Genomic DNA, 26,505 nt, shown 5'->3' with positions numbered 1-26,505 from the left:
ATTGAGTGGAACAACATAATCCTTCACAGCTCTCACTATCGGTGCAGTTGCCAGATGATGAAACCTTTGCCAGTTTTTATCCCGGCGACAATGCCCAGTTATTAACCGCCCTCAAAAATGCCGCTATTGGTCAAGGTGAGGATGTGATTTTCTTGTCGGGTACAGAAGGGTCGGGGCGTTCTCACTTATTGCATGCCACATGCGCTGAAGCCAATGACAGTGGACTTGCTGCGGCGTATGTGCCGCTGGACTTACATCACATGATGAACCCTGCCATGCTTGACGGCATGGAGAACATGCCGATCATTTGCATTGACTCTCTTGAAGCGATCGCCGGCAATGGGCCTTGGGAGCAAGCGTTATTTAACTTGTATAATCGGTGTTTAGAGCAAAAAGCCGCAGATCGTAGCCACCATTGTCTGATTTTTACTGCCAATAACAGCCCCAAACATTTGCAATTATCCTTACAGGATTTGGTATCTCGTTTGGAATGGGGTACCAGCTATCGCATTACGCCCCTTGATGATGAAGCGAAACTAGGCGCATTACAGTTAAGGGCGCAGCTTCGGGGGTTTAAGTTACCCGTCGAAGTGGGACGGTTTTTACTTAACCGACTGAGTCGCGAAATGGCGATGTTACTTAAAACCTTAGATCATCTCGATAGTGCCTCGATTGCTGCGCAGCGAAAGCTCACCATTCCCTTTGTCAAAGAAACCTTACACCTTTGATTTGACCCTGAGCCAATCCGCTAGGGTCAAGTCAGTGCTTAAGCTTGATTACTGCTTGGGCTCTTTAGGTTTACGAATGCTCAAACCTAATTCTCTGCCACGATACTTAGCGTAATACACGCAGCCATAGAAGAAGGTGCTGGCTAACACCAGTTCCACCACGGCCAGCCAACGCTCGTTTTCATCTGCGACGATAATGGTCAAGCTGTGTAAGAAATACCATAGGCTAATAAAGCTCGCCCAGGCATAGGTGTAGGGATTGCCCTTTAGGATGCCGCGCAGTGGGAATAGCAAAGGCACAAACCACAAACCCAACATGAGCCCTAAGCTGATCCCCTCAGGCGGGGGAGATAGCCATAAGTGCCACATCAGCACATAGATCATCAGACTAAAATAACCCAGCTGGGCAATTTTTCGGTACGTTTGTGTTTGCATTATAAAATGTCCAGCACTTGCTCGGGTGGACGGCCTAGGGCCGCTTTGTCACCTTTGATGACAATGGGGCGCTCGATTAATTTCGGGTTAGCTATCATCACCGCAATCAATTCATCTTCACTGTTTACCTGAGCCAAGCCTAATTCTTTATAGAGGGTTTCTTTGCTACGCATTAATTGCCTTGCACTGGTAAATCCAAGCTTTTTGACAATGGCGGTTAAGGTTTCGGCGCTAGGCGGTGTGGTTAAGTATAAAACCACGTCAGCTTGTACCCCATTTTGTTCAAGTAAGGCTAAGGTTTCGCGGCTCTTTGAACAACGCGGATTGTGATAAATCTGTACTTGTGACATGCTGGATCTCCATTTCAACAAGATTAGCTAGGCCAATTGGCGCAAGGTGTGTGTTACATTAGGCCAAAAGTGGATAGTGAAAGCGGCATTGTAAACCCAAAGGCGGCTAAGATGCGAGAATGCTTTGGTCAATCGAATAAAAGTTAGGTTAAACAAATATGAAATTGCATATCGGTGTGTTGTCTTTACTTTTTCTGCTGACGGGATGTGGCCAAGCTGAACTGACCTTGTCTTCAGGTAAGAACGCAAACTTATCCGATTACCAAGGTCAGTGGTTGTGGGTGAATTATTATGCCGATTGGTGTAAGCCCTGTATTAAAGAGTTACCTGAGTTAGACCAATTTGATCGTGCATCGGATCAACATACGGTGATTGCCATCAGTTATGACGATTTAGCCTTGGCTGAGTTGCAAGCCAGTTGGCAAAAGAGGCAGGTTTCTTTTGATTTTGCCCGAGTAGAGCGTGAAGACTTTAGATTGGCACGTCCTAAGGTGCTACCCACGACTTATTTACTTAACCCTCAAGGTGAATTAGTGGCGACATTAATTGGTGAACAAAACCGAGCTAGCTTAGCGCAAGCTTGGCAGCAAGCGCTGTCCGATTAACAAGTTAACCATTCAACTTGGCCACAAGCACAGTGCTATAAATTGCTTAACCATTTAGCTCTTCTAGCCAAGCTTGGGACAGTTTAAATTGTTCGATCTTGGCTTCAATTCGGGCCCGTTCAAGGCGGTTATCTGTTTCTGTCAGGGCGCTACTGAGTTCCCTGATCCCTTTTTTATAGTCGCCGTGTAAAGCAAGGTATTCCGCCCTTGCTTGATAGGCCATACTCAGGTTGCCAAGCCCTTGATAAATCTGGATAGCCATTGACCAAGCTAAGGCATTCGTGGGGTGCTGACGTAAAAAGTTATCAACCACCTTGGCTGCCCCGGCATAGTTTTTCTGCTCCATGTACGCATTGATCAAATTAATGGCGACCACCCCATTGGACGGCATTTGTTGATAAAACGTGTTGAGACGGGCGATGGCTTGCTCAAAGCGTTTTTGTGCTAAGTCGAGATCGGTTTTGACATCAAGGTAAAATAGATTGCGTCCATCGCTCTGCATTAATTGGTCGATGATAATTTGCGCGTCAGCGTAGCGCTCTAACTGCATCAAGGCCAACACTTTACCGTAGAGCGCGGCCTCTTTAAGCTCGTAGCGCTGGCTTTTCAGTAGGTTTTCGTAATGACTTAAGCTTCCTTCGGCACTGCGATTAGAATAACGCGTTTCGATTCTGGCCTTAGCTAAGTGGAAATGTAAGCTAGGTTTGATTGATGCCCGTGGCAATTGTGCTGCTCGGTTACGAGATTCGGCTACACGTGTATCGGGCAGCGGGTGAGTTAATAGCATTTGTGGCGGGGTACTGGCGTAGCGGTATTGGGCCGATAATTTGCCGAAAAAACCTGCCATTTCTCTCGGATCATAGCCACTGCGGCTCAGGGTATAGATGCCAATGCGATCCGCCTCAAATTCATGGGTACGGGTATAGTTGATGCTGGCCTGCATATTGGCGGCAATGCTGGTTTGCAGCATGGCGATACCCGCTTCGGGTGACACGAGTGCCAATAATAAAGAGCCGGCGAGGGCAGCTATGGTAGCGGGGTTACTGCGAGATTGCGCTTCCATCATGCGCGCTAAGTGACGTTGAGTTACGTGGGCTATTTCGTGGGCCACCACAGAAGCCAGCTGACTTTCGTTGTCGGCATAGAGAAAGAGTCCCGTGTGAATTTTGATATAGCCACCAAAAAAAGCCGCTGCGTTTATTTCATCATCTTTAATAAGAAAAAAGTGGAATGGGAATTTCACTGAATCAGCATTAGCAACTAAGGTATGACCGAGTTCACTGACGTATTCCACCAACACGGGATCATCAATAACAGGTAAGCCAGCGCGTAACATGACACTAAAGGCTTTGCCATACTCTTTTTCTTTTTCTATGGTTAAGGCACTGGCACCGGCAGTACCGATTTCGGGAAGGTTAGCATGACTCGCTGTGCTGCCGACAAGGATAAACAAGCCAAATAGAAAAGCACGAAAAGCTGAATTAAAAAACACAAAAGCATCTCAAATAGGGCGATTTTAGCAGCATAAACGCACAAGCTAGGTTGGTGCAAGGCTCCCTTGGTAAAACTAAGTAAATAATTAAATCGTCAAATCACCTTGATAATGTTGTGTTGTCAAATGATTACCTTGATAATCCTCAGTCGGTGTAGCTATTGGTAACGTGGTAACGACTTGATGACTCATTTGGACTGCCAGGGCATGCAGTGCCCTATGCCCTTGATAAAAATGCGGCAATGGTTGGCCCAAGCTGTTTCTCCAGCGCAGTTGACCTTAGTGTTGGACGATCCTGGGTCAAAGCAAGATATACCGCGCTATTTAAACAAACATCATATACCTTATGAAATAGGCGAAACGTCAGCCAACAAGCTGACATTGGTGATTTCAAGTCAATCAGTTAATCAGTGTTTATAGGAGCCATTCTCGCTATGTTTGATGTTTTCTCCCGTTGGTATAAAGACCGGTTTTCAGATCCTCATGCTGTTACCTTAAGTATCTTATTGCTGTTTGGTTTTGGCATTATCTATTTTTTTGGCTCATTACTGGCTCCTCTGTTGGCGGCCATTGTGATTGCTTATTTGCTCGACTGGCCCGTTAATTCATTGCAAAAATTCGGTCTTAATCGCAGCGGCGCCGTCATTTTAGTCATGTTAGCGTTTGTCGGCGTGGCGGTATTAGCGCTATTAGGATTGGTCCCTACGGTCTTTAAACAAGGTGCAAACTTTGTTAGAGAAATGCCTTATATGCTGAATCAGGCACAGGGGTATTTATTAACCTTGCCTGAGCAATACCCCGAAATGGTCGACGCCGAGATGGTTTCATCCATCATGGATAATGTACGCAGCAAGATGATCAGCAGTGGCGAGGCCATTGTGTCTTTCTCGTTGGGCTCCTTGGTGAATATCGCGGCGTTACTGGTTTACTGTATTTTGGTGCCGCTATTGGTCTTTTTTATGCTTAAAGACAAGGTGGTATTGATGCAGAGTGTCACTCGCTTCTTACCTGAAAACCGTCAATTGGCAGGCCAAGTTTGGACTGAAATGAACAGCCAAATCATCAACTATATTCGCGGCAAAGTGGTTGAGATATTGATTGTTGGTATTGTCAGCTATGTGGTGTTTGCGGTGTTAGATCTAAGATACTCGGCCTTGTTGGCCGTGCTGGTGGGCTTGTCTGTCTTGATCCCGTTTATCGGCGCGGCAGCGGTGACGGTGCCAGTGGCATTGGTGGGGATGTTCCAATGGGGTTTTAGCTCTGACTTTTGGTATTTAATCATTGCCTATGGCGTGATCCAAGCCCTTGATGGCAATGTGCTCGTGCCCATTTTGTTCTCTGAGGCGGTTAACTTACATCCGGTTTCGATTATTGTCGCGGTATTGGTCTTTGGGGGCATTTGGGGCTTTTGGGGGATCTTTTTTGCTATCCCATTAGCAACCTTAGTTAAGGCGGTGGTGAATGCATGGCCGTCGGACAAGGCCAGCCATCAAGTCGCCTAGTTAGACCGAGCGTGGTCGCAAGCCACGCTCTCATGGCAAAGGCCTATCCTTATGGATCTCACCTTAGGGGCTTTAACCTTGTTGGTTTAGGTAATCCATCACAACTTGATGGTGCTCTTTGGTTTTAAACTTGTCGAATACATGTTCAATGACGCCTTGTTCATCAATTAAAAAGCTTAAGCGATGAATGCCATCGTATTCTTTGCCCATGAACTTCTTTCTTCCCCACACGCCGAATGCATCGGCTATTTGATGGTCTTCATCAGAAAGTAAATCAAAGTTTAGGTTATCACGCTCAACGAACTTAGTGAGGCGTTTCACTGGATCTGGGCTGATCCCTAACACCACGAGGTTTTGTTCTTGCCATTGCGCTTTTGTGTCGCGCAATCCGCAGGCTTGGGTGGTACAACCTGGGGTCATGGCCTTGGGATAAAAATACACCAATACTTTTTTACCCGCTAGGTCAGCTAAATTGACGGTGTCTTCATGTTGGTTTTGTAGGCTAAAGGCTGGGGCTTTATCACCGGCTTGAAGTGTTTGCATAAGGGGCTCCACGTAATTAAGTAAACCAAGGGATTACAGTTTTAATGCTACATTGGATCACATTTATGTTGTGAATTCTACTTTTCCACTCAGATAGGAAAATAAAACTGTCTGAAACCGCCTTTGAATATGCTATCTTTGGCGCTAGTTTGCCAAATGAGAACAAGCGCACAACAATAAAAACCGCTTGTTGAAAAAGAACCAAGTCACTTATGCTCCTGATGTCACCTCAATGGGTTAAGCTGCGACATGAAGATGTTGGTGATTTTATACACTGTTGACAGCTCAACGCTGAATATTAGTGATCCTAATTGGCCCACATGCTTGTTTTTAATGAGTTGGAAAAGTACCATAATTCGCTCGATTATTAGGGAGATGTCTAGATGCTGACGGGTAGTATTGTTGCTTTAATTACACCTATGGATAGTAGCGGTGAAATTGATTTTCAGGCGCTGAAGAGTTTAGTGGAATACCACGTTGAAGCAGGCACTTCTGCCATCGTCTCAATGGGGACAACCGGTGAATCAGCCACCTTGAATGTCGATGACCACGTTAAAGTCGTGATGAAAACACTCGAATTTGCCGCTGGCCGCATTCCTGTGATTGCTGGTAATGGCGCTAACTCTACCTCTGAAGCCATTACCTTTAGCAAGCTATTTCAAAATTCGGGCTTAGCAGCGGGCTTAAACGTCACTCCTTACTACAATAAACCTACTCAGGAAGGTTTATTTCAGCATTTTAAAGCAATTGCTGAATCTTCATCCTTGCCACAAATTTTATATAATGTGCCAGGGCGTACCGCAGTGGACATGTTGCCTGAAACCGTTGCACGCTTAGCTAAAATTGACAACATCATCGGTATTAAAGAAGCAACCGGTGATTTAAAGCGCCTAGCGGACATCAAAGCCTTAGTCGATGATAATTTTGCGCTTTACAGTGGCGATGATGCGACCGGGTTGGATTTTATGCTTCAAGGTGGCCATGGCGTGATCTCCGTTACCACGAATATTGCAGCAGCGAAAATGGCAGGCATGTGTGAAAGTGTGGCTCTAGGCAATGTTGAAGCGGCAAAAGCCATTAACGAAGAGTTGATGCCAGTGCATCAAAAATTATTTGTTGAAGCTAACCCCATTCCTGTTAAATGGGCGGCAGAGCGTATCGGGCTAATCCCTAATGGCACGTTACGGTTGCCGTTAACCACATTGTCAGAAGCGCAACAGCCGGTTGTGGCAGCGGCATTACAACAAGCTGGACTTATTAATTAAAGGGCTATGATTGCGTGTTAAATAAACAAAAATTGTTAATTGGTGGTGTGTTATTAGCGGTACTCGCTGGCTGTAGCAGCCCTGAGTCTCGCAAACAAGCCATCAAAAACTTTGATTACTTAGAGGCTTCTCTGGCAACTCCGTTGTCGACCGAAGGGGTGGGGGAGCTAGAACAAGATCCTAGGTACAGCATTCCAGCCATTGGCAGCGATGCACCGGCAGATTACCTGGGTAAGAAAGTTGATGTTCGTTCACCGAGTCAAGTTTTGCCAGTGCTTCAAGGTACTTATGTCAACGAGAGTGCTGACAAGGTTACCGTGACCTTCACGGAAGCCATTCGTGGCGGCTCGGTCAAAGATGATGTTTGGGCATTAATGCTGAATTTCCTCGCCCAGCAAAACGTAGCCACCGTTTCTCTTGATAAAACCAAGGGTGAGTTGGTATCGGATTACTTTATTTTCGAAGAGACGTTTGGCTCTTTTTGGAATAAAACCCGATTCCGTTCCAAAGAACAATATAAGTTCTACCTCAATGAATCGAGCTCTTCTCGCAGTGCCAGCTTGGCCGTTGAACTGCTTGATGTAAGCGAGTCTATTGATGGCGATCTTAGTTCAGGAACCATCACGCCGGCGGATAAAAACCGTTACGAAACTAATATGATTAACCGTTTATTGGTATTTGCCTTAGCCGAGCATCAACGCGCTGCTGGCAATGCCCAAACGGCCGACAACCGAGTTCCGATTGAGTTAGGCTTTGACGAAAATGGATTGCCAGCATGGTTAACCACGGTTGAATATGACACAGTATGGCAAAAGCTACCGCTAGCACTATCGGCACTGAACTTTGAAGAGAAAGCTAGCAATAAAACCCTTGGTTTTTATCGAATGAGTTTTAAACAACCGACGGAAAAGTTCTGGAAAGAACAAGGGGTTCGTCCGTTTAGTTTAGATAAGGGTGACTACCTTTTCCAATTAGGCCAGTCTAAAGAAGGGCAAACGGTTGTAACCATTTTTGACAAAGATAAAAAACCTTTGTCAGTGCAGCAGGTAAGCAGTATTTACCTGAGTATTGCAGACTTAATGCAAAAACAAATGCAAGTGGAAGCAAAATAACCTCACGGGCGCGATTCAATCGCGCCTTTTTTAATTAACAATACTAGCTGTATTTCAGTTATTGCTATTTAAGAAGGCGAAAACATAATGAGTCTTGCTGACAAGGTTTTAGCAGTCAATAATGATCTTCCTATTCGTACCGACAAGCCTGTTCACAGTGGCAAGGTGCGCTCGGTTTATTGGTTAACCGAAGCCGATAGTCGTCGTTTGATTGCTGAGAAAAACTATGATGTGGCACCGGATACGCCACTGGCTATCATGGTGATCAGCGATCGTATTTCAGCATTTGATTGTATTTGGCACGGTGAAGGTGGCATGAATGGCGTACCGGGTAAAGGTGCGGCCCTGAATGCGATTTCAAACAACTGGTTCCGCCTGTTTAAAGAGCAGGGACTAGCGGATAGCCATATTTTAGATATACCTCATCCGTTTGTGTGGATAGTGCAAAAAGCGCGTCCGGTGATGATCGAAGCGATCTGTCGCCAATACATTACCGGCTCTATGTGGCGTGCTTACGAAAAAGGCGAGCGTGAGTTCTGTGGTATTCAATTACCGGATGGCCTGAACAAAGATCAAAAGCTACCTGAGCTGTTGATCACGCCTTCAACCAAAGGCATTCTTCGCGGTATTCCGGGTGTACCCGAAGCCGATGATGTCAATGTTACGCGTAAAAATATTGAAGATAACTATGGCGCATTTAATTTCTCAAGCGCCCAAGATATCGACCTGTACGAGAAGCTGTTAAAAGAAGGCTTTGGCGTGATCAGTGATGCGCTGGAAAAAATTGGCCAAATGTTTGTTGATACCAAGTTTGAATTTGGTTACGTCAACGACAAAAACGGCCAAGAAAAGCTGATCTACATGGACGAGGTGGGGACGCCAGATTCATCTCGTATTTGGGATACGGCTGAGTTTGCCAAGGGTAATGTGATTGAAAACTCAAAAGAGCAATTCCGTCAGTTATTACTGAATCACTTCCCAGATCCAGACATACTGCTCAATAAAGATCGCATGCCAGAGCGTGAAGCCCTAGCGCGTGATAACGCATTGCCTGAAGCTGTGCTTATGAAGGTATCAGAAATCTATTTAGGCGTTGCGGAAAAGATCACAGGTGAAAAAATTACCCTATCGGACAACCCGAAAGCGGAAATTATTCAGATATTACGCGATGAGTATCAACTAATTGCGGATTAATCTGTTTGATGACATAGGTCTATAGCCAACGAAAAGCCAAACATTTGTTTGGCTTTTTTTATGGTCACTTTTAATTTATTAAGCCATGAATACCTCGCTCGAACCATTCGCAGGGCAGCCCCTCTAGTAAGGCTTTCATCGGCTCCTTTTCAGAAAAGAAAAAACATTTGTTTACTAAAAGTGAAATCTATGTGAGTGTTGTCGCAACCCTTTAAGGGCGTCTAAGGCGATGGTTTGTTCACCCCATGCTTGAACAGGCTGTGCCTCTCCTAGTTAGATTGGAGAGCTTGATGAGAGAGTTGGTTTATGACAGCAAATAGTAAATATAAACGGCTAATTTCAGCGAGGGATTATATCGCTGATCATTATCACGCGCCATTTAGCTTAACGGAGGCTGCGGCTCATTCGTTTATGTCTCCTTTTCATTTTTTACGCGCTTTCAAAGCAAATTACGGCGAAACGCCGAATGAATTTTTGATTAGATTAAGAATTTCAAAGGCCAAGCAGATGCTGATCACTGAGAATGCAAGCGTTTCTGAAATCTGCGAACGCGTTGGCTATGCGAGCTTAGGGAGCTTTTCATCACTGTTTCTCAAACAGGTTGGGATGGCCCCGACAGTGTATCGTCGCACCTTGTGGCAATTATCCAATGAGCCATTTCGTTATCCCATACAAGCCATCCCAGCTTGTTATGCCTATCATTTTTTAAGAAAACCAGGTGATTGAGCAATATTGGAGAAATAACTGGCACTTTTTTCTTTTACAATAATTATTATTAATTTATTAACGGAAATGGCCATGATTACATCTATTGCACACGTAACTGTATATGTTTTAAATCAAGAAGAAGCCCTTGATTTTTATGTTAATAAACTCGGCTTCGAAGTTGGCGAAGATATGACAGTAGAGGGCGGCTTTCGCTGGTTGACCGTAAATCCTAAGTCTCAATCACAGCTTCAATTAGTGTTAGCTGAGCCAAAAGAAGGCCCTATGTTCACCAAGGAAACGGCCAGTAAAATACGCAGTCTAATTGAAGATGGGGCATTTGGGGTCGGCGTGTTCGAAACCGATAATTGCCATAAAACATACGAAGAGTTAGTGGCTAAAGGTGTTGAGTTTATACAGCCGCCGACAGAGCAACTTTACGGTGTTGAGGCCTTGGCTGTAGACAATTCAGGAAACTGGTTTAGTTTAGTTCAACGAGCTAAGTGAAAAGTGACTGCTGAGAGGGAGAGGGCTTGCTTAATTGGCTTATGTTAACCTCCTGTTGTTACAGTTTAATATCTATATTCATCAAGTATTGGAGGATAATTGAACATTAGAACAAAAGACGAACTTGTCGATTTTGTAAACCACGGCAATCAGGCGAAATATGTCTTTTTCTGGGGGCATCAAGAAATAGCTGGCCAAGTGACTAAAAGCTGTTTTAGTCAGTGGTATGACTCACCATTCGAAGAGGATGGGCATGAATTTATCACGGCTGAGCATTATATGATGTATCACAAGGCTAAGTTGTTTGGTGATAAGAAAGCATGTGAGAAGGTGTTGTTTGCAACCACCCCCGGCGAAGCTAAGGCTATTGGTCGAGAGGTACTAAGATTTGATCAAAAATTATGGGAAGAGAAAAGATTCGAGATTGTGGTGAATGCTAATAAGGCGAAATTTTCTCAGAATCCAGCTTTAAAGGCTTTTTTGTTAAGCACTGGAAATCGAGTATTAGTTGAGGCTAGCCCAGTTGATAAAATATGGGGGATAGGTTTGGCTCAAGACAATCCGTTATCTGAAAACCCAAACAACTGGAAGGGCCTTAACCTTTTAGGATTTGCACTTATGGAAGTTAGAGACATGCTGTCGAATTAAGCTGATACTCAGTTTTGCGGTTTAAAAAACAAAAACAGTGAGTTTTGTAGAAATGAGATGCTAGATGACTTAGATGAGGCGTGCGCCCCATCTAAGTTAATACGGCTAATGGCTTTGGCTTTTCGCTACTATGTAGTCTGTTAGCGCAAATAGCACACCCGATAGAACGAAGGTGAGGTGCACCATAATTTTCCAAAATATTTGCGCTTCGGTTAAGGTGTCGGCGTGAATAAAGAGTTTTAGTAGCTCAACCGCAGAAATCGCCACAATGGCACCAATCAGCTTTTGTTTTAAGCCTGAAAAGCCCACCTTACCCATCCAAGAGGGTCTGTCTTCGTGATCGTCAATGTCTAATTTAGAAACGAAGTTTTCATAACCACTGAAAATAATGATCAGCAGTAAGCCGGCGAGTAGCGCGGTGTCCACTAAGGTCAAAATGCTGATGATGGTTTCTTCAGATGTGGCGGAAAAGGCGGTGACGACCATTTGGTAAAGGGACTTTAAAAATTTGATCAGTAAGATAAAGATGGCGACAAACAGGCCCATAAAGAAAGGGGCGAGTAGCCAGCGTCCTTGGAAGATAATGGTTTCAATTTTTTTCTCAAACACGTTAGGTCCAATCTATTTTGAGTTATAAAAATAATATCTGCATTCTAATGGTATGTGATGACTTGTCTAGGGTTTCTGATTGGGCGACTGAGACGTTGACTTATCATCCGGTTTATCGTCTTTTTTAGGTTTGGCCTTAAATTCCATCTTGGCGGTGTGTTTAAGCAACATGATGTTACTGAGGATAATACCCAGTACAAGGGCGATAATGATGACGATCCAAGTGGTGCTCATGGCGTTTACCTCGGCGCAGGGGATAGATTACAAATAAATCGCTGCCAAAGGGTGGGCAACATAATGCGTAGTTGGCTTTTACCTATCACATTAGAGCTGGCCAAGGCCTGATCCAACAGATCGATGGTAAATAATTTTTGTAATTCGCTGGCGACGGGAAAATAACTTAAATGCCAAGGCTCGATGGCCACGCCATGACGGTGCTCTGCGTAAGGCAAGTAAAAACCAAATTGCTGCATGTGCTTGTTAAGCCATTGACTTAGTGCATGCTGATGGCCGCCGACTTGATATTCACTGGGGATAAGTTGTAATTGCGTATTGGCGGGCAACAGACTGGGACTATAAACGTCGATATCTGTGCCCCAATGATGCCGGCTAGCGCCAGGCATGGCAGACCAATGCAAAATGGCTAAGATCTTGTCACGCTCGGTTAGCGTTGCAGGGTCGATAGGCCGGGAGGACGGATCTAAAATAGCGCGGGTGCCACGCATTTTGCCATCCCAAATTAGCTGCTGGCGGGCAAAGCTGCGAAAGCTACTGGCAATCGCCAGATCGATACCGTCTCGCTTAGCCGCTTGCTGCATGTCGAGAAATGCGGCCAATGCCTCGGGCTGCAGTTGATGATATTGATCATAGCGGGCTAAGTGAGTTTGCGTTTGCCCCGTTAGTGGCTGTAACCAAGGTGTTTGCATAGACTTGCCCGCCCGTTTTAGGTTTAGTGTTATTTCGCGCTTAACAGCTTGGTCAAAGTAAGCCGATACATATCGGTTAGTTTTTCTAAGTCGGCAATTTTGACGCATTCATTCACTTTGTGAATGGTGGCGTTGATGGGACCTAGCTCGACTAATTGCGCTCCTGTTGGCGCAATAAAACGTCCATCTGAGGTTCCCCCTGAAGTGGATAGCTCAGTGTCAAACTTAGCCACTTCGCGCACCGCTTCTTTTACCGCATCAATCAGCTCACCTTCACCTGTGATAAAGGGAACCCCGTTGTAGGTCCAATCGAGGTCGTAGTCAATGCCTTTTGAATCGAGCACATTGTGGGTGCGTGCCACTAATTCCTCTGCGGTGCATTCGGTTGAATAACGAAAGTTAAACTGGGCTTTTAATGCGCCCGGCACGATATTTGATGCACCTGTGCCTGAATTAATGTTTGAGATCTGAAAGCTGGTCGGCGGGAAAAACGCATTGCCCTTGTCCCACACCATTTGTGACAGCTCGGTGATCACCGGTCCCGCTTTATGGATTGGGTTATCCACTAAATGGGGGTAGGCAATATGGCCTTGAATGCCTTTAATCACTAAATCGCCTGTGAGGGAGCCACGTCGCCCATTTTTAACGATATCACCCACTTCATGGGTACTTGATGGCTCACCCACGATGCAGTAATCAATTTTTTCATTGCGTGCTTCTAACGCTTCGACCACTTTAACGGTGCCATTAATGAACGGGCCTTCTTCGTCACTGGTAATTAAAAAGGCGATAGAGCCTTGGTGATCTTGGTTTTGTTCAATAAATTGTTTAACCGCGACCATAAAGGCGGCAATGGAGCCTTTCATATCGGCAGCACCGCGGCCATGTAAAAAACCGTCAATCACGGTAGGCTCAAACGGCGGTGTGTGCCAATCTTCTAATGGGCCGGTGGGCACCACATCGGTATGGCCGGCAAAACAAAATAGCGGGCGCTGGGTGCCGCGACGCGCCCATAAGTTAGTGGTGTCGTGAAAAACCATGGTTTCGCAGGTAAATCCAAGCGCTTCTAAGTATTCAATCATCATTTGTTGGCAACCCGCATCTTCTGGGGTTACCGATTCTCGGCTGATTAAATCTTTAGCTAAGCTAAGTACTGCACTGTCTGACATTGTTATTCCTTACATTAAGCGCTAGCGAAAATAGTGGCGTATTGGTCGGGTTTAAAGCCAAGGTAGTAGTTGCCTTGATGAACTAAGATGGGGCGTTTGATCATGGCAGGCTGCTCTATCAATAGCGGCAGCGCAGTTTGCGCACTTAAATTAGCTTTAGCTTCATCACTTAAGGCGCGGTAGGTGGTGCCACGTTTATTAACCACATTCTGCCAATCTAATTGAGCAAAAAACGCTGACACCATCTCGCTGTCAATGCCGTCTACGCGGTAGTCATGAAAGGTATAGTCGATTTGCTCTTTATCTAACCAAGCTTTGGCTTTTTTGATAGTGTCACAATTTTTGATGCCATATAAAACGGTCATACTGGTCCCTTAGTCGTTAACTTGGCGACATGATACCACGGTGTTTAGCCTGCATAAATTAACAGCTTGAATTAACCGATTGGCTTATCTTTGGTATTGATAGGTAAGAGCGGGGGGGATTACCCCAGGGGAAAAGCCTAAAGAGACAGAGTGAAGAAACGAAAAGGCCCAGCAGAAGCTGAGCCTTGGTCGCATTGGGGAGTAATCTAAGATTACTTGTTAATACGTAAGATAGGTGACTCTGAAAGAGTTACCGCACCAGAAAGCTTATGAAGCTCTTTAATTTCATCCATGTTCGAGATAACCACTGGGGTTAAGGTCGATTTAGCTTTTGACTCTAGCAATGCCAGATCGAACTCAATGATGGTGTCACCTTTTTTCACTGACTGGCCTTCTTGAGCCACACGTGTGAAGCCTTCACCTTTTAGCTCAACGGTGTCGATACCAAAGTGAACAAACAGCTCTAAACCTGTGTCAGACTCGATAGAGAAGGCATGGTTTGTTTCGAAGATTTTACCGATAGTACCGTCACATGGCGCAACCATTTTGTCGCCAGTCGGTTTGATCGCCACACCGTCACCGACAATTTTCTCTGCAAACACCACGTCTGGCACATCTTCAATCGGCACGATCTCACCTGATAGGGGGGCAAAAATTTCAATGCCGCCTGTTTCAGCTGCTGGCTCAGAAACCATTTTTTTAAGTTTATCGAAAAAACCCATGATATTGCTCCTAATTAAATTTGTTCAGCGTTAATTAACACACAGACTGCTGTTTAATAAAGTCATCAACTAACGCTTCTATCTCAGCGGCTGTGGCAACGGATAATGCTTTGTCTGCCAACTCTTTTGCCGTTTTGTAGTTAGTGTTACGAATTAATTTCTTCACCGTAGGGATAGAGATCGCACTCATCGAAAATTCGTCTAAGCCCATGCCCAATAATAGTAAAGTTGCACGCTCGTCGCCTGCTAACTCACCACACATACCTGTCCACTTACCGGCTTCATGAGAAGCATCGATAACACGCTTGATCAGTGTGAGTACCGATGGTGTTAATGGGTTGTATAGCTTAGAAATAAGCTCGTTACCACGGTCAACAGCAAGAGTATACTGAGTTAAATCGTTGGTACCAATACTAAAGAAGTCTACTTCTTTAATCAGATGATGAGCAATGGCAGACGCCGCGGGTGTTTCAATCATCACACCGATTTCGATGTTTTCATCAAATTTCTGACCTTCTTCGCGCAGCTCGGCTTTTAAGGTTTCCAGAATTGATTTCAGTTCACGAATTTCCTCAACGGCGATGATCATCGGGAACATGATACGAATTTTACCAAAAGCGGATGCTCTAAGCAGTGCACGTAGCTGAGGGTTCATGATCTCGGGGCGGTCAAAACAAATACGAATAGCGCGCCAGCCTAAGAACGGGTTCATTTCTTCTGGTAGATCCAGATACGGTAGATCTTTGTCACCCCCGATATCCATGGTTCGGATGATCACTGGCTGATTAGGCATCGCATCAACCACGGCTTTATATGCCACAAACTGCTCTTCTTCGGTCGGCAGTTGGTCACGGTCCATAAATAGGAACTCGGTACGGTACAAACCAATGCCTTCTGCGCCGTTGCGTTCTGCGCCGTCACAGTCTTTGACATTACCTATGTTGGCACACACTTCTACTTGGTGACCGTCTAGGGTAATGGCAGGTAAGTCTTTTAACTTAGCTAACTCGGCTTTTTCCTCAAGGAACTTAGCTTGAATGGCTTTAAAGCGAGCTAAATCAGCATCGGATGGATTGATGATGATTTGGTTGTTTAACGCATCAAGAACGATGATATCGCCATTCTTAACACGCTTAGTAATGTCGTTGGTACCGACAATGGCGGGTAGCTCTAACGAGCGAGCCATAATGGAAGTATGAGATGTACGGCCACCAATATCGGTGATGAAACCAAGCACTTTATCTAAGTTGATTTGTGCGGTTTCTGAAGGGGTTAAGTCATTGGCGATAAGAATGACTTCGTCTTGAATTGTGCTTAGAGATACAATTTCAATGCCAAGGGCATTTTTAAGTAAGCGGTTGCCGATATCACGAAAGTCAGTTGCACGCTCACGTAGATAAGGGTCATCCAGCTCTTGAAGCATGTTGGCGTTTTGCTCAATCACATATTGAATGGCTGCGCCCGCAGAGCTCTTATTTTCCTTTAAGTAGGTTATGATATCCTGTTCTAACTCTTCATCTTCGAGCAACATGATGTGGCCTTCGAAGATGGCTTCTTTTTCTTCGCCAAACGTTTCTAGCGCCTTTTGCTTGATGAGTTCAAGTTGAGCCGCCGCTTTGTCTCTTGCTTCTAAGAAGCATTTTATCTCTGATTCACTGTCTTCAACACGGTTGGTGTTAATAACAATTTCGTCTTCTTGGAGCAATAGCGCTTTACCAAGCGCTATGCCAGGTGATGCTTGAATACCTGATATCATAACCTATCCTTTAACTGCAAAAAATGTCGGGTGATGGAGTGTGCTTATTCAAGTTCCGCCATTAAAGCCACTAGCGTATCAACCGCTTTTTGCTCATCCGCACCTTCTGCTTTGATCACAACGCTGGTTCCTTTGGTTAGGCCTAACGTTTGTAGTTTGAATAGGCTTTTGGCACTTGCAGATTTACCGCCAGCTTCCACTGTAATGTCGCTAGAGAACGCTTTTGCTTCTTTAACAAATTGCGCAGCAGGACGAGTGTGTAGGCCATTTTCAGCAGTAATAGTAACAGTCTTGTTATACATGGTGTTTCCCCATTTTTTAGTTTGAATGTTGCCGCTATCTTAGAAGAACATTGCACCTTTCTTCTTAAATGCCGCATTTTGATTTTGTAGTAAAGTAACGAAAAACAAACTTGAGAAGTTTAATCCACGTCAAGTTTTTCGCGACCTCCATTGAAATATCTCGTTTCTCTTTTACCGCTAGCAAAACCGCTATTGGTCGGTTTTATCATAGGAGGAACTTAATTCGTTAAGTAAAAAATCATCCTAAATTCGTGCTAGAAGATCAACGTTTTTCTAGTTATCCCATAAATAAATCATCTAGACCAGTATATAAATACCGATAGATAAGTATAGGCAAGTATTGCTTTGTTGCTAATTTATATAGAAAAAAGGCGCCCAAAGGCGCCTTAAATTACCGTTTTTGATAAATTATGCTTCTAATTCTTGCTCGGTGAAAATACCAGCAAATAGGGCTGAAGATAGGTAACGTTCACCTGAGCTAGGCAGGATAACAACGATGTTTTTATCAGCAAATTCAGGCAGTGCCGCGATTTGGTTCGCTGCAACCACTGCTGCACCAGATGAAATACCGGCTAAAATACCTTCTTCTTCCATTAAACGACGCGCCATGTCGATGGCTTCATCGTTGGTAACAAGTGCGGTGCGGTCAACCATTTCTAGGTCTAGGTTTTTCGGTACGAATCCTGCGCCGATACCTTGGATCTTATGCGGACCTGGTTTCACTTCTTCACCAGCTAGGGTTTGGGTGATAACAGGTGAGTCAGCTGGCTCAACGGCCACAGTGGTGATTTTTTTACCTTGTTTTAGCTTGATGTAACGGCTAACACCAGAAAGAGTACCCCCTGTACCGACACCGGCTACAAATACATCGATTTCACCGTCAGTGTCTTCCCAAATTTCAGGGCCTGTGGTTTGCTCGTGAATTTCTGGGTTTGCAGGGTTGTCAAATTGTTGTAGTAGTAGGTATTTTTCTGGATTTTCAGCAACAATTTCTTCTGCTTTGTTGATGGCGCCTTTCATGCCTTTAGCACCGTCGGTCAAAATTAAGTTTGCACCTAGGGCCTTAAGTAGCTTACGGCGCTCTAAGCTCATGGTGTTAGGCATGGTAAGGGTAATTTTGTAGCCACGCGCAGCAGCAACAAATGCAAGGGCGATACCTGTGTTACCACTGGTTGGCTCGATAAGCTCTTTGTCCTTGGTCAGTGTGCCTTTTTTCTCTGCATCCCAAATCATGTTTGCGCCGATGCGACATTTCACGCTAAAGCTAGGGTTGCGGCTTTCAACTTTTGCAAATACATTACCTTTAGCCACGCGGTTAAGGCGTACAAGTGGGGTTTTGCCTATAGTCAGTGTATTGTCATCATAAATCTTGCTCATGTGTATTCCTTTGTATGCAGTGAATGGCAATTAATCTCAGTTAGCATACTCTGATGCTATCAGTTTTGAAGTGACAATTTGTTATAACCTTATGTTATTAGAAACTAGGTTTTTATCACTTGAGTCAAGGGTAAGGCTAAACGGTTTTATCACAAGTATCATCAGCTAAGCTAAGCAGATGCTGATCGGGTCACATTATTTGGGAACGTATATGCAATCGACATTTTTAACAGCAACGGGAATTTTTGTTCCTCCTTACTGCATGAGTAACCAGGTCTTAGTCGATGCTTATAATCGCTACGCAGATTACTTTAATCTGGAAAATGCAGCGTCTATCGATGTTGGCCAAGTGGCTGCTAAAAAACGCTCCGATAACAGTTATATCCTTGCCCACTCCGGGATCACTCAGCGTTACTTTGTCACCAATGAAGGTGTACTTGACCCAGATGTGATGTGCCCTTTATTACCTGAGATTGATGAAGAGCACACCTCCTTGATGGCTGAAATGGGCTTCAATGCAGCGATGCAAGCCTTACAAAGGGCTGCCATCCGAGGAGACCAAATAGATTTAATTATTGTGGCAGCCAGTCATGTGCAGCGGCCTTATCCTGCTTTAGCCATTGAGATCCAACATCTATTAGGAGCAAAGGGATTGGCATTTGATTTGTGCGCAGCCGAGTGCTCTGCTTTGGTGGCCGTGCAATTAGCCAGTCAGGCAATTGGCTGCGGTCAGGCAACAAAAGCCTTGATCATCAGCCCTGAGATTGGCTCTGCGCAAACGGATTTTCGCGATCGAGACACCCATTATCTATTGGGGGATGCGTGTAGTGCTTTACTGTTAGAAAATGAGCCCAATGGCGAGGCTTTGGCTTTGCAAGGTGTGGCCTGTGCTAGCCAGTTTTCTAACCAGATCCGCAATAACTTTGGTTTTTTAAATCGTTTAGCACCAGATTCATTATATGGAAAAGACAAGCTTTTCCATCAAACGCCGCCCAGTTTTCCTGTTATTGTTGATGCTGTCGCTAGCCATAGCCGACAGCATTTGTCGGCATTAGGCCTAAATCAAGGGCAAATGAGTCAAGTATTTCTACAACCAACTAATTTGTGCCTTAATCAACAAATTGGCCACGCCTTATTGGGTCAGCCCAGTGAGCAGCAGTTGCCGGATTGCGTCGCGCAATATGGTGGTACGGGAGCCGCGGGGTTAGGTTTAAGTTGTCACTTACATCAGAGCTTGAGCCAAGGGCAATATTGCCAGTGGCTCGCATTTGGGGCAGGTTACAGTATTGCCAGTGCTATTTTTCAAAAGCGCTAGTGGATTAAGCCCGTCCTGTCATTTCTGTGCGGTAATGGGCTACCCACATTGCGGTACCTCCGCAGACGCCCACGGGCATCACGATTAAATTAACAATGGGGATGGCACTGAGCAAGGTGGCAATCGCACCGAAGCTTAAGTTACTCATGCGTTTGGTTTTAAGGGTGTCACGCATCACTGGGAAACTGATTTTATGATTATCAAAACCGTAATCCACATATTGGATCGCCATCATCCAGCACGACAATAAGAACCATAATACCGGCGCCACCGTTTGCCCAACCACAGGGATCAAGAACAATATCAAGCAACCGATGGCCTTAGGGATAAAGTAAATCATTTTATCCAGTTCACGCTTTAGGGCGCGTGGGACATCTTTTAATACTTGAGCTAGGCCATCATCGTTAATGGTTTGTCCCGTTAAGTGCATTTCTACTTTTTCTGCCAGCAGGCCATTGAAGGGGGCAGCAATCAGGTTGGCGACGGTGGAAAAGAAGTAAGAAAAGATAAATAGGATACATAAGAGGATAATGGGCCAGAGAATATAGTTTAACCAACTCAGAAAATCCGGAACATAACTCATCAACTGGTCGATCATTGGCCCTAGCTGCAAATAGAGTGCATAAAAGGCCCCAGAAAACAGCAACAAGTTGATACACAATGGCACCAACACAAAGGTTCTTAGCCCGGGTTGCTTAATAAGTTGAAAACCTTTGAGGAAATACTCAAGGCCGCTGATGGGCTCAGATAGGGTTTGTTTCATAGTGAAATTGCATTCCTGTTTGCAGTTATTGCGGGTTTGATTTGTCTCCAGAAACGTCAGTTTAATAGATCCATCACGCCAGAGAAACCCAAAATAGGAATATGTTAATGATAATTAACATACCTAAATTATCAGCCAGGCGGTTCCCGGTGGAAGTCAGGGGGTTATATTTAAATGATGAAATGTTAAGATTGCACTTGTAAATTTATCTTTGGTCACGGTTCTCGACTGGACGGCGCAAGTCTTTCAAGGTACTGTGCTCTTGTCAAAGCTAGCTTACCTTAGGTACATTATAACTAGCGTGTATGCATGCTCAAATTTGCCGACTTAATCATCTAAAAGGATAGGTTGGGTTGTTGCTAAGCTTAAGTTTTAATTAGGCTAATTTAGTCTAAAATAAAGATTTTACTGGATCCAGCGGGCACTGATTAGGGCTGTTGGATGTCTAACCAATTAAGAGATTGTTGAATGCAGGATTTTCGTCTTGTTCTAATTATTGTTGGCGCACTCGCTATCGCCGCACTTTTAGTGCATGGTTTGTGGTCAAATCACAAAAATAAACCTAAGTCGATAAAAGATAAGCCCGTGCCGAAAGTCGATAAAACCCCTTCGCAGCCTGAAACGGATGAACAGAGTGGTTTTGATGCTGATGGTATCGGGGAAGTACGTGTGGTGTCGGGCAGCCAGGCCCCTCATTCTGCTCCAACAGCCTTCGCTTCCGACAAGCAAGATAACGCATTTGATGATAACACAGGGCAAGATATACCCAGCTTTTCTGCGGTAGATAAAGCAGAAACGCCTGCCGCCCAATTTTCTCAACAGCCATATCAGTCTGAGTCAAATCAACACGCGCCCGCTTCCCAGCAAGTCATGTCAGGTGAGGTCACGCATACTCCTGAGCCGGCAGCAGTGGTATCGGATAGTCCAAGCCAAGGCGTAGAGCCTCATGGCGCCCAGATGCAGACAGCCGATTCAGACGATGAGCAATACATTACCCGCTCTCCCGCTTTTAAAGAGCCCTATTTCGATGAGTATGGCAGACAACATTATCGCGAGCCGCAACCGATCAAGGTTAAAGTTAAACACGCTGCCAACGTTCAGCAGCCAACACCCGCTGGAACAGCCGAGCCATTACGTGAGCCAGCAGCAGATCAAGGCGTGCAACCCGCTATAGCGCAGGCCCCTGAGCAACCAGAGCCTGTGGTTGACGCGCATTCAGCGCAAGCCTACGACGAGTCAAAAGCACAAGCGCCAACGGAGCAAAAGGCGGTTGCACCCGCTAACACAGCCAGCGCGGCTGATGTTGAGCAGCCCCAAACAACGGATCAAGCTCAGCGCAACAGCCATCAGCAAGCTGACAATGCACAACAGCAAACGAGCCCAGCAGCGGATCCACAAGAAGTCTTTGTGTTAAACGTCATGTCTAGCGAAGGTCAGTTGTTTGCTGGTGCAGAGCTGTTACCTACGCTACTTAACTTAGGTTTTAAATTTGGTGAGATGGACATATTCCATCGCCATCTTAGCCCAACGGGCAATGGCCCCGTGCTGTTCAGTATGGCCAACATGGTGAAGCCTGGCACTTTCGATGTGGATCACATGGAGCAATTTGAAACCCATGGTGTCTCCTTGTTTATGGCCCTGCCTTGTGCTGGCGATCCAAGCAACAATTTTGCTTTAATGTTGCATGCCGCTGAAATGCTTGCATCAGAGTTAAACGGTGCGGTTTTCGACGCCACCCGCCAGCCTTTAACAAGGCAAAAAGTCAATGAATACAAACAACGTATTAACGATTTTGAACGGAAAAATGCCCTCGTCCATTAATTGTTAATCAGGTTTTAATAAGCCTCTTCCTATGAAGGGGCTTTTTTATTTTTGCATATTCAAATGAGTAAATGGAATGAGTGTTTTTGAGCAAATTCAATCCCTAAGAAAGCAGATAGAAGAATATAATTACCAATATTATGTGCTCGATCAGCCTACCATACCTGATGCGGAATGGGATAAGTTGCTGCATCAATTAATTGAGCTAGAAAATCAGCATCCTGAATATCTTGATCCCCATTCTCCGACGCAAAAAGTGGGCGGGGCCCCGCTCGATGCCTTTCAACAAGTCACCCATAATGTGCCCATGCTTAGCCTAGGTAATGTGTTTACCGATGAGGAATTACAGGCATTTGATAAGCGTCTGGTTGAGCGCTTAAGTGATAACAGCAAGCTAGTGTATTGCTGTGAGCCTAAGCTAGATGGTTTGGCCATCAGTATCTTATACGAAAATGGCCGCTTAGTTCGCGCAGCCACCCGAGGTGATGGGCTAGTGGGAGAGGACGTGACCGCCAATGTGCGTACCATCAAAAGTGTGCCCTTGTTGCTAAAAGGCGATAATTTACCCGCCACACTGGAAGTGCGTGGTGAGATCTTTATGCCAAAGCAAGGCTTTGAAAAGTTAAACCAGCAAATGCTGAGTAAAAATGAAAAGCCCTTTGCCAATCCGCGCAATGCCGCTGCGGGCAGTTTGCGCCAGTTAGACTCGAGTGTCGCAGCTAAGCGCCCTTTGGCCTTTTATGCTTATGCTCTAGGTGAAACCTCTGGTGAGTGGCCAGCTAGCCACTATGAGCGCTTACAAGCCTTAAAAGCCCTTGGTTTGCCGGTATCGGCGCAAACCAAGCGAGTGGAAGGGGTAGAAGCCTGTTTAGCTTACTATCAAGACATAGGTGAGCGCCGAGCTTCGTTGCCTTATGAAATCGACGGAGTGGTATTTAAGGTAGACGATATCGCCTTGCAACAAACCTTAGGCTTTGTTTCACGCGCTCCGCGCTGGGCCACGGCCCATAAATTCCCCGCTCAAGAAGCGTTAACCATTTTAGAAGATGTTGAATTTCAAGTGGGCCGCACTGGCGCTATCACGCCTGTAGCACGTCTCGAGCCCGTGTTTGTTGGCGGCGTGACGGTATCTAATGCCACTTTACACAACGCCGATGAGATTGCCCGCCTTGGCATTAAAATCGGCGATACAGTGACCGTGCGCCGCGCTGGTGACGTTATTCCACAAGTCGTTGCCGTGGTCATCGAGCGCCGACCAGATGATGCTAAAGACATCGTATTTCCCGATGCTTGTCCTGTTTGTGGCTCTGATGTCGAGCGCATTGCTGGCGAGGCCGTTGCACGTTGCACGGGGGGGCTTGTTTGCGGCGCCCAGCAAAAGCAAGCCATTAAACATTTTGTATCGCGTAAAGCCCTGAACATTGATGGCCTAGGTGACAAACTGGTTGAGCAACTAGTCGATGAGAAGTTAGTGGCCACACCGGCCGATTTGTTTAGCCTAACTTGGTCGCAATTAACGGGGCTTGAACGTATGGGCGATAAGTCAGCCACTAAATTACTTAAGGCGATTGAAGCGGCCAAGCAAACCACGCTAGCGCGCTTTTTATATGCCCTTGGCATTCGTGAAGTAGGGGAAACCACGGCCGCTAATTTAGCCAATCACTATTTAACCTTAGATGCCCTCAAGCAGGCCAGTGTAGAGTCATTGCAGCAAGTACCAGATGTGGGCGAAATCGTCGCTAAGCATGTCTATTACTTTTTTGCTGAGCAGCACAATCTAGCCGTGATCCAAGCTTTACTTGATGCAGGCATTGACTGGCCAGCACTGATTGTTAAAGAAGAGAGTGAGCAGCCACTTGCAGGGCAAACCTTTGTGTTAACCGGGACTTTATCGCAAATGGGGCGCAGTGAAGCGAAAGCCGCCCTAGAGGCCTTAGGGGCAAAAGTGTCAGGTAGTGTGTCGAAAAAAACCAGTTACCTGGTAGCCGGAGAAGCGGCAGGCTCTAAACTGACCAAGGCTGAAAACTTAGGCGTACCCGTATTAACGGAAGATGAAATGATTGCGCTGTTAGCCCAGTAGTATAGTTCTTAGAGCCACTATGCTTAGTTGTGGCTCTCGTTAATTTACTTCCATCTTTAAGGCCGTGGCTAAGTATAGCAACTTTGAAAAATACTATCTTTGTCTGCGAGGCTCAGGTCCTTTTTACTTCATGCTACATACTTTTATTTTCAGTTATCTTTGATAGGCTGGTTAGCATTGTCATCGTCATGTTTTAACACGCCGCGTTACTCTTCATAAAACACCTAAGTCAAATTCATTTAGAGACAATCGGGCAAAACGATTAATTTAGTGTCATTGCATGATTTGGGATTGCCAGCTACCTTGATAGAAAAGTGACTTTAATGGCAAGCATAAAGAGTAAAATTATGTATATCAAAATAATTCATTTCCTTGTGTTCTTCAATGTATCTGCTGCTGTCTACGCTGATTTAGGTAACGAATACTTGGGGGATTTTGAGTATAAAGACTGGTATTTAGAAGGGTTTTACAATGGCACTACTAAACAAACTAATTGTGTTGCCAGTAGTGTTGATTCGAAAGGGGCTAGCAGCTTAAATATTAACTGGTTTAGCGATGCTCTCAATCATGAAGCGATATATATAAACTATCAAGAAAGTGAAGCGCGTCATGAGCCGCTTATTATCGGAGGGATGAATTTATTGCTTCAGTTTGATAATGGAGTGACAGTTGCGGCGCAAAGCCGAGAGGAGCATCGTGACCAAGGCGTATTTATTAATATTTATCCTGACCAGGATATCATTCCACTGCTTGCAAAGAGTAACCTGCTATCTCTTATTGAACCAGATATGGGTGTCATCACGACTCTATCGTTATCTGGCTTTACTGCGACATATCGAAAGATAGTGGAATTGTGTGGTGCGCCAATTGCTAGGTTAACCCAAACTGATCATGGCGCGACAGTTATACCTGAGGATGTGTATGGCATACTCAGGGAGTTTTATGGAACAAATGGGCCAGGGACTGAGCCAGTCATTCAATTTCAGGATTTCAGTTGTGACAATTCAAATGATGCGTTAGCCACCGTTCACTATTTAGATGATCCAGATGGTCCAAGGTTAGATACCTTTTTGGTTACAAAGCAAAACGGGGAGCTTGTGTATGATAATTACAGCTTTTCGGCGGATAAAAAAAATGCATATAGCTTATGCTCATTGGCGAATGCTAGGGCGAGTTTTATCACCCCCCTATCTAAAGCTGAGATAAAAAATTTAACAGGGCTTGATAGAGTATGTGGGAATGGTGTCAAAATTGAAGATGGGCTATGTGACAGTGTCTATATATTTTGGTCAGAAAAGCCGCTTCGCAACAGAAATTTGGTGCTTTACCAGCGTAATTAGCATCAAGTATTAACAGAAAAGCTTGCAAGGTTTTATTGCTGAGTAAAGGATAGATGAAGTTTGCTCGGCTCAATAACTACATATGAAAGTGCCTAGTGCCTGTGGATCTTTGGTGGTTAATTTTTGTTCGATAAAAAAGCGTTTTGAGCAAGGCCAGCTGTGTGTAGCTTAGCATTCTAAGTAAATACTGCGCAACGACGCACAAAGCGCTGCAAAAACAAGCTTAAAAGGTCAACAGGCCCTAGTATTAGAATTCTAAATTATCTAAAGCGAGATACAAACCCGTGCCCAAATCGTAACGCTTTCTAAACATATTTTGGCTAAGCCATAATTGAAGACGCATTTGCTTTACTGCCTTCGATGATGCATATGTGTTCGTAAAGATTTATTTTCGGTTAATGTGATATACGGTAGAACGTCTACAGGGGATTGATGTGGCGAAAATGTATATTTTAGAATTGGTGGAGCCATGCGGGATCGAACCGCAGACCTCAACGCTGCCAGCGTTGCGCTCTCCCAGCTGAGCTATGGCCCCAATAGAGGTTGAAGTAAAGTGGTGGAGCCATGCGGGATCGAACCGCAGACCTCAACGCTGCCAGCGTTGCGCTCTCCCAGCTGAGCTATGGCCCCGTTACTTCATAAAATCTAACACCTTAAAGCTGGCTGATTTGCTTTAAGTGAGGCGCATTTTATGCAGGCTTAGGGAAGCTGTCAACAGTAAAAACAGGGAAAATGTCGACTCTTGAACTGTTTGCTAAAAAAATCACCGCTTCGGTTGAAGATTGAACAAATAGAAGCGTGATGAACGTCGATGTGGCCTTGAAGCGGATTTGATAGTGGCCCAGCCTGCTTAAAAGGGGGGTAGGGGCTTAAG

The 26,505-nt window shown here is 45.1% G+C and carries 28 protein-coding genes and 2 tRNA genes; 14 read left to right on the top strand and 16 right to left on the bottom strand.

Annotated features, from left to right (window positions below; genetic code table 11):
- The first annotated feature begins 5 nt into the window (after positions 1-5).
- Positions 6-728, top strand: coding sequence for a DnaA inactivator Hda (gene hda / locus K6Y21_RS20060; RefSeq protein ID WP_233073696.1), 723 nt, complete (start codon positions 6-8; stop codon positions 726-728).
- Positions 729-776: 48 nt separating this feature from the next.
- Here the strand turns inward: hda and K6Y21_RS20055 are convergent, their stop codons facing one another.
- Complete coding sequence (locus K6Y21_RS20055) at positions 777-1,163, bottom strand: DUF2069 domain-containing protein (RefSeq protein ID WP_233073695.1); 387 nt, start codon at positions 1,161-1,163, stop codon at positions 777-779.
- Complete coding sequence (gene arsC, locus K6Y21_RS20050; protein ID WP_233073694.1) at positions 1,163-1,513, bottom strand: arsenate reductase (glutaredoxin); 351 nt, start codon at positions 1,511-1,513, stop codon at positions 1,163-1,165. The genes K6Y21_RS20055 and arsC overlap by 1 nt, the downstream gene beginning before the upstream one ends.
- Before the next feature lie 158 nt (positions 1,514-1,671).
- Here arsC and K6Y21_RS20045 point away from each other — a divergent pair, with 158 nt between their 5' ends.
- The gene (locus K6Y21_RS20045) at positions 1,672-2,118 is read left to right on the top strand and encodes a TlpA family protein disulfide reductase (RefSeq protein ID WP_233073693.1); all 447 of its coding nucleotides are present in this window, start codon (positions 1,672-1,674) and stop codon (positions 2,116-2,118) included.
- A gap of 46 nt (positions 2,119-2,164) precedes the next feature.
- Here K6Y21_RS20045 and bepA read toward each other — a convergent pair whose 3' ends face one another.
- The gene (bepA, locus tag K6Y21_RS20040; protein ID WP_233073692.1) at positions 2,165-3,610 is read right to left on the bottom strand and encodes a beta-barrel assembly-enhancing protease; all 1,446 of its coding nucleotides are present in this window, start codon (positions 3,608-3,610) and stop codon (positions 2,165-2,167) included.
- Between the two features lie 183 nt (positions 3,611-3,793).
- On the opposite strand from bepA, the gene K6Y21_RS20035 reads away from it, so the two are divergent.
- Together K6Y21_RS20035 and K6Y21_RS20030 are read left to right on the top strand one after the other, a co-directional pair.
- On the top strand, positions 3,794-4,030 hold the full coding sequence (locus K6Y21_RS20035) for a sulfurtransferase TusA family protein (RefSeq protein ID WP_285229770.1): 237 nt from the start codon (positions 3,794-3,796) through the stop codon (positions 4,028-4,030).
- 14 nt (positions 4,031-4,044) lie between these two features.
- The gene (locus K6Y21_RS20030) at positions 4,045-5,112 is read left to right on the top strand and encodes an AI-2E family transporter (RefSeq protein WP_233073690.1); all 1,068 of its coding nucleotides are present in this window, start codon (positions 4,045-4,047) and stop codon (positions 5,110-5,112) included.
- Between the two features lie 72 nt (positions 5,113-5,184).
- Here K6Y21_RS20030 and bcp read toward each other — a convergent pair whose 3' ends face one another.
- Positions 5,185-5,655 carry a thioredoxin-dependent thiol peroxidase gene (gene bcp, locus K6Y21_RS20025; RefSeq protein ID WP_233073689.1) on the bottom strand — a complete coding sequence of 157 codons (471 nt, stop codon included), beginning with the start codon at positions 5,653-5,655 and terminating at the stop codon, positions 5,185-5,187.
- Positions 5,656-6,038: 383 nt separating this feature from the next.
- Between bcp and dapA the strand changes: the two genes are divergently transcribed.
- From dapA to ybiA, 6 genes are all read left to right on the top strand, one after another.
- Positions 6,039-6,920, top strand: coding sequence for a 4-hydroxy-tetrahydrodipicolinate synthase (dapA, locus tag K6Y21_RS20020; RefSeq protein ID WP_233073688.1), 882 nt, complete (start codon positions 6,039-6,041; stop codon positions 6,918-6,920).
- A 14-nt stretch (positions 6,921-6,934) separates the two neighbouring features.
- Positions 6,935-8,032 carry an NlpB/DapX family lipoprotein gene (gene bamC, locus K6Y21_RS20015; RefSeq protein ID WP_233073687.1) on the top strand — a complete coding sequence of 366 codons (1,098 nt, stop codon included), beginning with the start codon at positions 6,935-6,937 and terminating at the stop codon, positions 8,030-8,032.
- An 87-nt stretch (positions 8,033-8,119) separates the two neighbouring features.
- Entirely contained in the window at positions 8,120-9,226 is a 1,107-nt protein-coding gene (locus K6Y21_RS20010) for a phosphoribosylaminoimidazolesuccinocarboxamide synthase (protein WP_233073685.1), read from the top strand.
- A 306-nt stretch (positions 9,227-9,532) separates the two neighbouring features.
- Positions 9,533-9,952 carry a helix-turn-helix domain-containing protein gene (locus K6Y21_RS20005; RefSeq protein WP_233073683.1) on the top strand — a complete coding sequence of 140 codons (420 nt, stop codon included), beginning with the start codon at positions 9,533-9,535 and terminating at the stop codon, positions 9,950-9,952.
- Positions 9,953-10,024: 72 nt separating this feature from the next.
- Positions 10,025-10,438: a VOC family protein gene (locus K6Y21_RS20000; protein ID WP_233073681.1), complete on the top strand. Its 414-nt coding sequence runs from the start codon at positions 10,025-10,027 to the stop codon at positions 10,436-10,438.
- Between the two features lie 99 nt (positions 10,439-10,537).
- Complete coding sequence (ybiA, locus tag K6Y21_RS19995; protein ID WP_233073680.1) at positions 10,538-11,086, top strand: riboflavin biosynthesis intermediates N-glycosidase; 549 nt, start codon at positions 10,538-10,540, stop codon at positions 11,084-11,086.
- Between the two features lie 105 nt (positions 11,087-11,191).
- On the opposite strand, the gene K6Y21_RS19990 is transcribed toward ybiA, so the two are convergent.
- From K6Y21_RS19990 to cysK, 9 genes are all read right to left on the bottom strand, one after another.
- Positions 11,192-11,695: a TIGR00645 family protein gene (locus K6Y21_RS19990; RefSeq protein WP_233073679.1), complete on the bottom strand. Its 504-nt coding sequence runs from the start codon at positions 11,693-11,695 to the stop codon at positions 11,192-11,194.
- A gap of 66 nt (positions 11,696-11,761) precedes the next feature.
- A complete protein-coding gene (locus tag K6Y21_RS19985; protein ID WP_233073678.1) occupies positions 11,762-11,929 on the bottom strand; it encodes a DUF2897 family protein in 168 nt (55 codons plus the stop codon).
- A gap of 5 nt (positions 11,930-11,934) precedes the next feature.
- Positions 11,935-12,621 carry a M15 family metallopeptidase gene (locus K6Y21_RS19980; RefSeq protein WP_233073677.1) on the bottom strand — a complete coding sequence of 229 codons (687 nt, stop codon included), beginning with the start codon at positions 12,619-12,621 and terminating at the stop codon, positions 11,935-11,937.
- A 29-nt stretch (positions 12,622-12,650) separates the two neighbouring features.
- Positions 12,651-13,790, bottom strand: coding sequence for a succinyl-diaminopimelate desuccinylase (gene dapE, locus K6Y21_RS19975; protein ID WP_233073676.1), 1,140 nt, complete (start codon positions 13,788-13,790; stop codon positions 12,651-12,653).
- A gap of 14 nt (positions 13,791-13,804) precedes the next feature.
- Complete coding sequence (locus K6Y21_RS19970) at positions 13,805-14,155, bottom strand: ArsC family reductase (RefSeq protein ID WP_233073675.1); 351 nt, start codon at positions 14,153-14,155, stop codon at positions 13,805-13,807.
- Between the two features lie 212 nt (positions 14,156-14,367).
- Positions 14,368-14,877, bottom strand: a complete 510-nt coding sequence (crr, locus tag K6Y21_RS19965; RefSeq protein WP_233073674.1) for a PTS glucose transporter subunit IIA — start codon at positions 14,875-14,877, stop codon at positions 14,368-14,370.
- 34 nt (positions 14,878-14,911) lie between these two features.
- On the bottom strand, positions 14,912-16,633 hold the full coding sequence (gene ptsI / locus K6Y21_RS19960) for a phosphoenolpyruvate-protein phosphotransferase PtsI (protein WP_233073673.1): 1,722 nt from the start codon (positions 16,631-16,633) through the stop codon (positions 14,912-14,914).
- 44 nt (positions 16,634-16,677) lie between these two features.
- A complete protein-coding gene (locus K6Y21_RS19955; protein WP_233073672.1) occupies positions 16,678-16,935 on the bottom strand; it encodes an HPr family phosphocarrier protein in 258 nt (85 codons plus the stop codon).
- Between the two features lie 408 nt (positions 16,936-17,343).
- Positions 17,344-18,312, bottom strand: coding sequence for a cysteine synthase A (gene cysK / locus K6Y21_RS19950; RefSeq protein WP_233073670.1), 969 nt, complete (start codon positions 18,310-18,312; stop codon positions 17,344-17,346).
- A gap of 211 nt (positions 18,313-18,523) precedes the next feature.
- Between cysK and K6Y21_RS19945 the strand changes: the two genes are divergently transcribed.
- Positions 18,524-19,627, top strand: coding sequence for a beta-ketoacyl-ACP synthase III (locus K6Y21_RS19945; RefSeq protein WP_233073668.1), 1,104 nt, complete (start codon positions 18,524-18,526; stop codon positions 19,625-19,627).
- A gap of 4 nt (positions 19,628-19,631) precedes the next feature.
- Here K6Y21_RS19945 and cysZ read toward each other — a convergent pair whose 3' ends face one another.
- Positions 19,632-20,390: a sulfate transporter CysZ gene (cysZ, locus tag K6Y21_RS19940; RefSeq protein ID WP_233073667.1), complete on the bottom strand. Its 759-nt coding sequence runs from the start codon at positions 20,388-20,390 to the stop codon at positions 19,632-19,634.
- A 468-nt stretch (positions 20,391-20,858) separates the two neighbouring features.
- Between cysZ and zipA the strand changes: the two genes are divergently transcribed.
- The 3 genes from zipA to K6Y21_RS19925 all read left to right on the top strand — a co-directional run bounded on the left by zipA (position 20,859) and on the right by K6Y21_RS19925 (position 25,631).
- On the top strand, positions 20,859-22,211 hold the full coding sequence (zipA, locus tag K6Y21_RS19935) for a cell division protein ZipA (protein ID WP_233073666.1): 1,353 nt from the start codon (positions 20,859-20,861) through the stop codon (positions 22,209-22,211).
- Between the two features lie 76 nt (positions 22,212-22,287).
- A complete protein-coding gene (gene ligA / locus K6Y21_RS19930) occupies positions 22,288-24,291 on the top strand; it encodes an NAD-dependent DNA ligase LigA (protein WP_233073665.1) in 2,004 nt (667 codons plus the stop codon).
- 323 nt (positions 24,292-24,614) lie between these two features.
- On the top strand, positions 24,615-25,631 hold the full coding sequence (locus K6Y21_RS19925) for a hypothetical protein (protein WP_233073664.1): 1,017 nt from the start codon (positions 24,615-24,617) through the stop codon (positions 25,629-25,631).
- A 459-nt stretch (positions 25,632-26,090) separates the two neighbouring features.
- Here K6Y21_RS19925 and K6Y21_RS19920 read toward each other — a convergent pair.
- Positions 26,091-26,166, bottom strand: a tRNA-Ala gene (locus K6Y21_RS19920).
- Positions 26,167-26,185: 19 nt separating this feature from the next.
- Positions 26,186-26,261 (bottom strand) — tRNA-Ala (locus K6Y21_RS19915).
- Positions 26,262-26,505: the final 244 nt, after the last annotated feature.

Origin of the sequence: Motilimonas eburnea (genome assembly GCF_021295345.1) — a bacterium.
GTDB classification, from domain to species: Bacteria; Pseudomonadota; Gammaproteobacteria; order Enterobacterales; family CBDFNC01; genus Motilimonas; species Motilimonas eburnea.
The sequence above is the reverse complement of the archived record's forward strand: the minus strand, read 5'-3'. Positions and strand labels throughout refer to the sequence as shown.

What these genes read in the sequence shown, in the direction of transcription:
- K6Y21_RS19970 (WP_233073675.1), bottom strand. Translation starts at nt 14,155, where the DNA reads ATGACCGTTTTATATGGCATCAAAAATTGTGACACTATCAAAAAAGCC.
- K6Y21_RS19945 (WP_233073668.1), top strand. Translation starts at nt 18,524, where the DNA reads ATGCAATCGACATTTTTAACAGCAACGGGAATTTTTGTTCCTCCTTAC.
- ligA (WP_233073665.1), top strand. Translation starts at nt 22,288, where the DNA reads ATGAGTGTTTTTGAGCAAATTCAATCCCTAAGAAAGCAGATAGAAGAA.
- K6Y21_RS19985 (WP_233073678.1), bottom strand. Translation starts at nt 11,929, where the DNA reads ATGAGCACCACTTGGATCGTCATCATTATCGCCCTTGTACTGGGTATT.
- ptsI (WP_233073673.1), bottom strand. Translation starts at nt 16,633, where the DNA reads ATGATATCAGGTATTCAAGCATCACCTGGCATAGCGCTTGGTAAAGCG.
- K6Y21_RS20030 (WP_233073690.1), top strand. Translation starts at nt 4,045, where the DNA reads ATGTTTGATGTTTTCTCCCGTTGGTATAAAGACCGGTTTTCAGATCCT.
- bcp (WP_233073689.1), bottom strand. Translation starts at nt 5,655, where the DNA reads ATGCAAACACTTCAAGCCGGTGATAAAGCCCCAGCCTTTAGCCTACAA.
- dapE (WP_233073676.1), bottom strand. Translation starts at nt 13,790, where the DNA reads ATGTCAGACAGTGCAGTACTTAGCTTAGCTAAAGATTTAATCAGCCGA.
- K6Y21_RS19980 (WP_233073677.1), bottom strand. Translation starts at nt 12,621, where the DNA reads ATGCAAACACCTTGGTTACAGCCACTAACGGGGCAAACGCAAACTCAC.
- K6Y21_RS19955 (WP_233073672.1), bottom strand. Translation starts at nt 16,935, where the DNA reads ATGTATAACAAGACTGTTACTATTACTGCTGAAAATGGCCTACACACT.
- K6Y21_RS20000 (WP_233073681.1), top strand. Translation starts at nt 10,025, where the DNA reads ATGATTACATCTATTGCACACGTAACTGTATATGTTTTAAATCAAGAA.
- K6Y21_RS20055 (WP_233073695.1), bottom strand. Translation starts at nt 1,163, where the DNA reads ATGCAAACACAAACGTACCGAAAAATTGCCCAGCTGGGTTATTTTAGT.
- arsC (WP_233073694.1), bottom strand. Translation starts at nt 1,513, where the DNA reads ATGTCACAAGTACAGATTTATCACAATCCGCGTTGTTCAAAGAGCCGC.
- K6Y21_RS20045 (WP_233073693.1), top strand. Translation starts at nt 1,672, where the DNA reads ATGAAATTGCATATCGGTGTGTTGTCTTTACTTTTTCTGCTGACGGGA.
- dapA (WP_233073688.1), top strand. Translation starts at nt 6,039, where the DNA reads ATGCTGACGGGTAGTATTGTTGCTTTAATTACACCTATGGATAGTAGC.
- K6Y21_RS19925 (WP_233073664.1), top strand. Translation starts at nt 24,615, where the DNA reads ATGGCAAGCATAAAGAGTAAAATTATGTATATCAAAATAATTCATTTC.
- K6Y21_RS20035 (WP_285229770.1), top strand. Translation starts at nt 3,794, where the DNA reads ATGACTCATTTGGACTGCCAGGGCATGCAGTGCCCTATGCCCTTGATA.
- cysK (WP_233073670.1), bottom strand. Translation starts at nt 18,312, where the DNA reads ATGAGCAAGATTTATGATGACAATACACTGACTATAGGCAAAACCCCA.
- K6Y21_RS20010 (WP_233073685.1), top strand. Translation starts at nt 8,120, where the DNA reads ATGAGTCTTGCTGACAAGGTTTTAGCAGTCAATAATGATCTTCCTATT.
- K6Y21_RS20005 (WP_233073683.1), top strand. Translation starts at nt 9,533, where the DNA reads ATGACAGCAAATAGTAAATATAAACGGCTAATTTCAGCGAGGGATTAT.
- zipA (WP_233073666.1), top strand. Translation starts at nt 20,859, where the DNA reads ATGCAGGATTTTCGTCTTGTTCTAATTATTGTTGGCGCACTCGCTATC.
- cysZ (WP_233073667.1), bottom strand. Translation starts at nt 20,390, where the DNA reads ATGAAACAAACCCTATCTGAGCCCATCAGCGGCCTTGAGTATTTCCTC.
- crr (WP_233073674.1), bottom strand. Translation starts at nt 14,877, where the DNA reads ATGGGTTTTTTCGATAAACTTAAAAAAATGGTTTCTGAGCCAGCAGCT.